At 59.9% G+C, this 6,361-nt stretch carries 7 protein-coding genes; 3 read left to right on the forward strand and 4 right to left on the reverse strand.

Annotated elements, in window-relative coordinates:
• A partial coding sequence (locus ACH2EH_RS03220) for a DUF1501 domain-containing protein (protein ID WP_395138907.1) occupies positions 1 to 892 on the forward strand: 892 nt, incomplete at its 5' end.
• A gap of 41 nt (positions 893 to 933) precedes the next feature.
• Here the strand turns inward: ACH2EH_RS03220 and ACH2EH_RS03225 are convergent.
• Positions 934 to 1,350 carry a 2Fe-2S iron-sulfur cluster-binding protein gene (locus ACH2EH_RS03225; protein ID WP_395138909.1) on the reverse strand — a complete coding sequence of 139 codons (417 nt, stop codon included), beginning with the start codon at positions 1,348 to 1,350 and terminating at the stop codon, positions 934 to 936.
• 42 nt (positions 1,351 to 1,392) lie between these two features.
• On the opposite strand from ACH2EH_RS03225, the gene ACH2EH_RS03230 reads away from it, so the two are divergent.
• Together ACH2EH_RS03230 and ACH2EH_RS03235 are read left to right on the forward strand one after the other, a co-directional pair.
• Complete coding sequence (locus tag ACH2EH_RS03230) at positions 1,393 to 2,112, forward strand: amino acid ABC transporter ATP-binding protein (protein ID WP_395138918.1); 720 nt, start codon at positions 1,393 to 1,395, stop codon at positions 2,110 to 2,112.
• Positions 2,113 to 2,193: 81 nt separating this feature from the next.
• The gene (locus ACH2EH_RS03235) at positions 2,194 to 3,339 is read left to right on the forward strand and encodes a hypothetical protein (RefSeq protein ID WP_395138911.1); all 1,146 of its coding nucleotides are present in this window, start codon (positions 2,194 to 2,196) and stop codon (positions 3,337 to 3,339) included.
• On the opposite strand, the gene ACH2EH_RS03240 is transcribed toward ACH2EH_RS03235, so the two are convergent.
• From ACH2EH_RS03240 to ACH2EH_RS03250, 3 genes are all read right to left on the reverse strand, one after another.
• Positions 3,336 to 4,652, reverse strand: coding sequence for a DEAD/DEAH box helicase (locus ACH2EH_RS03240; RefSeq protein WP_395138913.1), 1,317 nt, complete (start codon positions 4,650 to 4,652; stop codon positions 3,336 to 3,338). The two genes, ACH2EH_RS03235 and ACH2EH_RS03240, sit on opposite strands and share 4 nt — an antisense overlap.
• Positions 4,653 to 4,859: 207 nt before the next feature.
• Positions 4,860 to 5,864, reverse strand: a complete 1,005-nt coding sequence (locus ACH2EH_RS03245) for a tetratricopeptide repeat protein (protein ID WP_395138915.1) — start codon at positions 5,862 to 5,864, stop codon at positions 4,860 to 4,862.
• A 3-nt stretch (positions 5,865 to 5,867) separates the two neighbouring features.
• Positions 5,868 to 6,361: alkaline phosphatase family protein (locus tag ACH2EH_RS03250; RefSeq protein WP_395138916.1), on the reverse strand; the 494-nt coding region annotated here is incomplete at its 5' end.

The following is a 6,361-nucleotide window of genomic DNA, read 5'->3' on the forward strand; positions in this document are numbered from 1 at the left end:
CTTTGTCGCCATTCCCGATGTGCGCGGCCTGCCGATTGCGGGGCCTGCCAACTGGAGCAATGGCTTTCTGCCCGCCGCGTTTCAGGGCGTGGCTTTTAATACCGAGAAGCAGATTCCTGACTTGGATTTGCCCAAGGGCGCATCGCCGGATAGTGAAAAACGTGTGCGAGGCTTTCTGGACGCGCTGAACAAGGGCTACGGAAAGAAAGCGCCTGGCTACACGGAGCTGGACGCGCGGCTGGCGAGCTACGCGCTGGCGGCCCGAATGCAGCTCTCCGCACCCGAGGCCACGGATCTCTCGAAAGAAACAGCGGCGACGCACAAGCTCTATGGAACGGACAGCAGCAACCAATATCTTGCAGCCTATGCGAAGAACTGTATTTTGGCACGGCGCTTGGTGGAGCGTGGGGTGCGCTTTGTCCAGCTCTACTGCGGCGCATCGTCATCGGCAGCGGAGGGCTCGATCAACTGGGATGCCCACCAGCGGCTGAAGTCGGACCTTGACCGCCACTGCCCGATCCTCGACCAGCCCACGGCGGCGCTCCTCACGGACTTGAAGCAGCGTGGGTTACTGGAAGATACTTTGGTGCTCTGGACCACGGAGTTTGGGCGCATGCCGACGTTCCAGGCCAAGACCCAAGGCCGCGATCACAACCCACAGGGCTTTACGGTCTGGATGGCGGGTGCGGGCGTGAAAGGCGGCTTCTCCTACGGTGCAACGGATGAGCTGGGCTGGAAGGCCGAGCAGAACGTCACGACCATCTACGACTTCCACGCCACCGTGCTCCACCTACTCGGGCTGGATCACAAAAAGCTAACCTACTACCACAACGGAGCCAACCGCCGCCTCACCGATGTTCATGGCGAGGTGATCCGAGACGTGCTGGCGTAACCCCTCCTCCCGTTATCGGGAGGAGGGGCAGGGGAGGAGGGCTAGTGCGGTGTCTCTTTGACGGCGTTGCGGTTCCAGTGCGGTACTTCGACCACTACGTCCTGCGTGCCGTTGGGGACACACTGGCAGCCTAGGCGCGATTTCAACGTCAAGCCGGGCGCTTCTTCCAGCTGATCGTCTTCGTCCTCGGTGGCTTCGTTGAGCGAGCTCCAGCCCTCTCTGACAATCACATGGCAGGTCGAGCAGGCACAGACGCCGCCGCAGGTGTGCTCCAGCGGAAGGTCGAAGCCATCGCAGATATCCAAGATCGATCCAGGCAGGCCATTGTGCCCCAGCGGCAGCGACGACGGGTTGATAGTTAGCTCGTGTCGCTCCCCCTCCATCAGGATCGTGAGTTTATACGCTTGCCGAGGTTTCTCGTAGGAAACCGGTGCGGTGTAGGGATTCGTTCCAGCCATAGATAGTTGTTGTACCGTATAATCCAACCAATGAACACCCCCTTGCTGGAAATCCGCGACTTGCAGAAGTCTTTCGCGCAGACCACGGTGCTGCGTGGCATCTCCCTCTCGGTCAAGGAGGGTGAGGTGATTGGGCTGATCGGAGCAAGCGGCTCAGGCAAGTCCACGCTGCTGCGCTGCATCAATCGCCTAGAGATCCCAAGCGGGGGCAGTGTGGTGTTTCAAGGCCGCACCGATACTGACCACAATGAGAACACGCTCCGCCAGCAGATCGGGATGGTCTTCCAGCGCTTCAACCTCTTTCCGCACCTCACGGCACTGCAAAATGTCGCCCTTGCGCCCCAGAAAGTGCGCAAGCTTGACAAAGCCATCGCCGAGAAAGAAGCGCAGGATTTGCTCGCACAGGTGCACCTGAGCGAGCATGCGAACAAGCTCCCCGCGCAGCTCTCGGGGGGGCAGCAGCAGCGCGTTGCCATCGCCCGAGCGCTCGCGATGCAGCCCGCAGTCCTGCTTTTTGATGAGCCCACATCGGCGCTCGACCCCGAGCTGGTCGGTGAGGTGCTCGAAGTGCTACGGGAGCTGGCCCAATCGGGCCGCACCATGCTGGTCGCCACCCACGAGATGGGTTTCTGCCGAGAAGTCGCACAGCGCGTGTGCTTTCTCGATGCTGGAAAGATCCTCGAAGAAGGCCCCCCCGAGCAGCTCTTCGAAAATCCTAAAGAGCCAAGAACCCGAGAGTTCCTTGCCCGCGTCCTCAAATAAAAGAATCCCGACCGAGGCACGAGGGAGGCGGCCAAAGGCCCCATTGCCCCACGTTTATCGTGAGGGAAGAAGAGAGAAACAATGCCGTTTGTGCAAGATAGGTTTGTTATCGGATTCTGGGTGGATCCCCCCCGCGATACCCGTGTCGAGCAGCGCTACAAAGAGATCTCGGAGGCGGGGTTTAATCTCGTGCTCGCGGGGTTCCAGAGTGGGCCACTCCCTACACTCTTCAGGCTCCTTAAAAAATTTGGACTCAAGTGCATTCTGTCGCCCAAGGGCAGTGAGCCGAGCACCTTTCCCATGGATCCGAATGTCTGGGGCTACGCGCTGCAAGATGAGCCCAATGCCTCGGAGTTCCCGAAACTCAAGGTGCGGGCTGAGGCGATTGAGCGGCTCCATCCGGGAAAGCTGGCCTATGTCAATCTTTTCCCCGACTATGCCAGCCCCGAGCAGCTTGGCTCTCCCGACTATGTCACCCATGTCAAGCAGTTCATCAAGCAGGTCAAGCCCGGTGTGCTCTCGATGGATCACTACCCCATCTTTCACCCGGATCGCGATGGGCGGGATCGCTACTGCGGGAACTTAGCGGTGATGCGTGAGCAGTCACTGGCGGCTAAAATTCCATTCTGGAACTTCTTTAACGCGATGCCCTACGGTCCGCACACCGACCCCACTGAGTCGCAGCTTAGGTGGCAGATCTACACGTCGCTGGCGTACGGCGCAAGAGGGATTTTGTATTTTTGTTACTTCACGCCCGGTGGCGCGGAGTTTCCCAAAGGCGGTGCGATCATTGCCATGGACGGCACGAAAACACGCCACTACGCCCACGCTCAGCGCCTCAACGCCGAGCTACGCGCACTCGATCCGACCCTGATGCAGCTCACCAGCACGGGAGTCTATCGCGTTAAGCCCACCGACAACCCCGCCGAGGTGCTCCGTGGCTCCGGGCTCTTAGACCTCAAGCGTGCCCCAGAAGACCCACCCGGTGACTATCTTGTGGGCGCATTTCGCCACAAAGACGGCAGGCGCGCCGTGCTGCTACAAAACTACCGCTTCGCCTACTCCGCCTGGCCGACCGTGGTCTTTGATGCGCCTCTCGAAAGCGTCCGCGAGGTAGATAAAGTCACAGGAAAAGAGGCCCCCGTCCGCGACGAGAGCCCCAACATGCCCGGCCTCCAGCTCTCCCTCGGCGACTCCGAGGGAAGGCTGTTTTTGCTACCGAATTAGTACCCGCGCCGTCCGCCACCGAAGTTGCGGCTCCCGGCGGAGCGGTTGCTTCCATAGCCCGACGATGCTCCCAGTGACTTGGGGTGTGGGAACTGCCGTGGCTGCTGGTTCTGGCTGCGCTGGCCCTGGCTGCGGTGCGGCGGCGCCGTGGATGTCTCCTCCGTCTCCACCACCGAGGGCGTGAAGTCCACAGCCATCTTGCGCTCGATCTTCTTGGCAATCAGCTTCTCGATAGCGGTTACATAGGCGCGCTCATCGGCGCTCACTAGGGAGACCGCCTCGCCGGGGGTGCCTGCACGACCCGTGCGCCCGATGCGGTGGACGTAGTCCTCGGGAACATTGGGCAGCTCGTAGTTCACCACGAACGGGAGCTGGTCAATATCTAGCCCGCGTGCCGCGATATCCGTAGCGACCAGAACCCGAATCCCCCCGGACTTGAAGTCCGCAAGCGCCTTGATGCGCTGGGGCTGGCTGCGGTTGCCGTGGATGGCTGCGGCATGGGTTCCACCACGCACAAGCTGCTTACAGAGCCGATCCGCACCGTGCTTGGTACGGGTGAAAACCAGCACCTGGCCCTTGATCGTGGTCGCGAGCAGGTGCTCCAGAAGCTCGCGCTTGCTGTCTTTGGCGACGGAGTACGCACACTGGGTTACCAGCTCGCTCTCTAAGTGCTCCCGAGGTACTTCCACGCGCACCGGGCTGTCGAGCAGGTCATCGGCGAGTGTCTTGATCTCGTTGGAGAACGTGGCGGAGAAGAGCAGGTTCTGGCGGCGCGTGGGCAGCAGGGAGAGCACTTGCCTAATGTCGCGGATAAAGCCCATGTCGAGCATCCGGTCCGCTTCATCTAAAACAAATATCTCGACCTGGCTGAGGTTCACGGTGCGCTGGCTCACGTGGTCTAGTAGACGACCTGGGGTTGCCACAAGAATGTCCACGCCTTTATTGAGCGCACTGATCTGGGGGCCGATCTTGACCCCACCAAAAACAACCGCAGCCTTCAACGGCAAGTGGGCACCGTACGTGCGAACACTCTCCTCAATCTGGGCAGCGAGCTCACGGGTAGGGGTGAGGATCAGGGCGCGAATCGGCTGACGGCGCGGGTGAGCGGCACCCTTGCCTGTACTCAGCTTCTGAAGGAGAGGAAGAGTAAAACCAGCGGTCTTACCCGTGCCCGTCTGGGCGGCGGCGAGGACATCGCGGCCCTCTAGGATCAAGGGAATTGCCTGTGCTTGGATAGGAGTGGGCTCGGTGTAGCCAGAATCGCTGATCGCACGCAAAAGCTCGGCACGCAGGCCGAGGGAATCGAAACTCATATAAAAAATCTCCTGAAAATCAGCCTGCGTCTGTGCCCTCAAATAAGGAGGAGACAGCGCCGGTTCAGGCAGATTCGAACGTAATTAAAACGTGGTTTAGTGGTGCAGCGAGGACTCAGAAGGAGAAGCAAACCGGAGTGCGAAATCCACCAACGATACACAATTGTCAAATTGACGAACTACTCTATCATACTCTGATGAGAACCGCTATAATAGTTTCTTTTTCACGGGCTTCTTTCCACTGATTTTCTTCTTTGTTATCTTTGGTGGCTTTTGAGAGATCGATTTCTGGGTGGTAACCGTGGCAGGAAGAATCCTGCGTGGCACCGTGACAGTGGCAGGGAGGATGTTGCTGGGAATCGGTGCCCGCTCAAAATCTGCGGGTGGGGGAATCTCCAGGGGGGCGGCTCGCAACGAAGGAGCCTCTGTCTCGCCGGGCTCCGTCTCACCCGGCTCTGGGGTTCCCCGAGGCGTGAAGGGAGGCAGAGTCACTGCCGCAACCGAGGGCTCGGGGGTGGATTTTGGCATGGGAGTGGACAGCAGATGCTCCCGCATGCCTAGCGGAGCGGACGCGGGCCGGATGCCTGGGAAATCCGCCTCTGGCATACCGGGCAGATTGATTGCAATCGCGGGAAGTGGTTCGGGCGTGGGGGAGGCGGCAGGGCTGGGCCTTGGCTGGGGAGTGGGCTGGTCGGGAAAGAGCCCCTCTCTGGAGTCCATGGCATCGAGCGAGGCACGCGCCGCATCTTGTTGTAGGGCGTCGGCATATGGATCTGTTAAAAGGCGCAACAAGATCCCACGGGCACTGTCTTCGTCGCCCTTGCCTCGTAGAGCGGTCGCCAGTGCTAGGCGGGCTGGAATGTCCTTTTTATCTTTTTCGACCAGACGGCGAAAGACTCCCTCCGCTTCCTCAAAGCGCCCCACATGCAGCAGGCAGGCAGCCCGCGTTCGGATCGCCGACGGGTTCTCTTTGTCGCGTTGAAGCACCCACTCTGCCTCTCCCAGAGCCTCCGAGAACCGCTGTGCCTGGAAGGTGCGGCGCATGGCGTCGGCATGGTAGAGCAGGGTGTTCGGGGGGGGAGAGGGCGGTAGGAAGGGAAACCACTCACGTGCCTGGAAGTTACCAGAAAGCACGTAGAAGCCCAGTGCCGAGGCCGCAACCAGCCCCAGCGCACCTTGTGCCAGCTTCCATTCTTTCAGATTATCGTTCATAGACTACTCAAATGCCTCGACTACGATCCGGCCATCCCACTCACGGCAAGTGGGAACTCCCAGCACGTGCGCCAGGGTCGGACACACATCGTACAGGAAAATCGGCTCGTTGAGTTCCCGCCCCGCCGCAACGCCGGGTCCGTGCAAAATAAACGGAATGGTCATGTCCTCCGCGCAGTCCGTGCCATGGCTACGTCCGTGCCCCCCATGATCACTGACGACGCACACAATCCCATCCCAGTATTTTAGCACCTGCGCCAGGCAAGAATCGGCGTTTTCAATGGCTTTTAAGTACGGCTCGGTCATCCAGCCGTGGGCGTGTCCGGCTTCATCCGGATGTCCGAAATAAACAAAAACAAAATCGAGAGCATCGCTTTGAAGCGCTGCAATGGCCGCATCCGCCACTTTTTGGTCGCTCTCAAAAAGATGTGCCTCACCATAGCAGGCACTAATTTTCGTGCTCCCTGGCGCGGCCAGATCTCTAAGCTGCTCCCAGT

Origin of the sequence: Armatimonas sp., from assembly GCF_043760365.1 — a bacterium.
Taxonomy (GTDB): domain Bacteria; phylum Armatimonadota; class Armatimonadia; order Armatimonadales; family Armatimonadaceae; genus Armatimonas.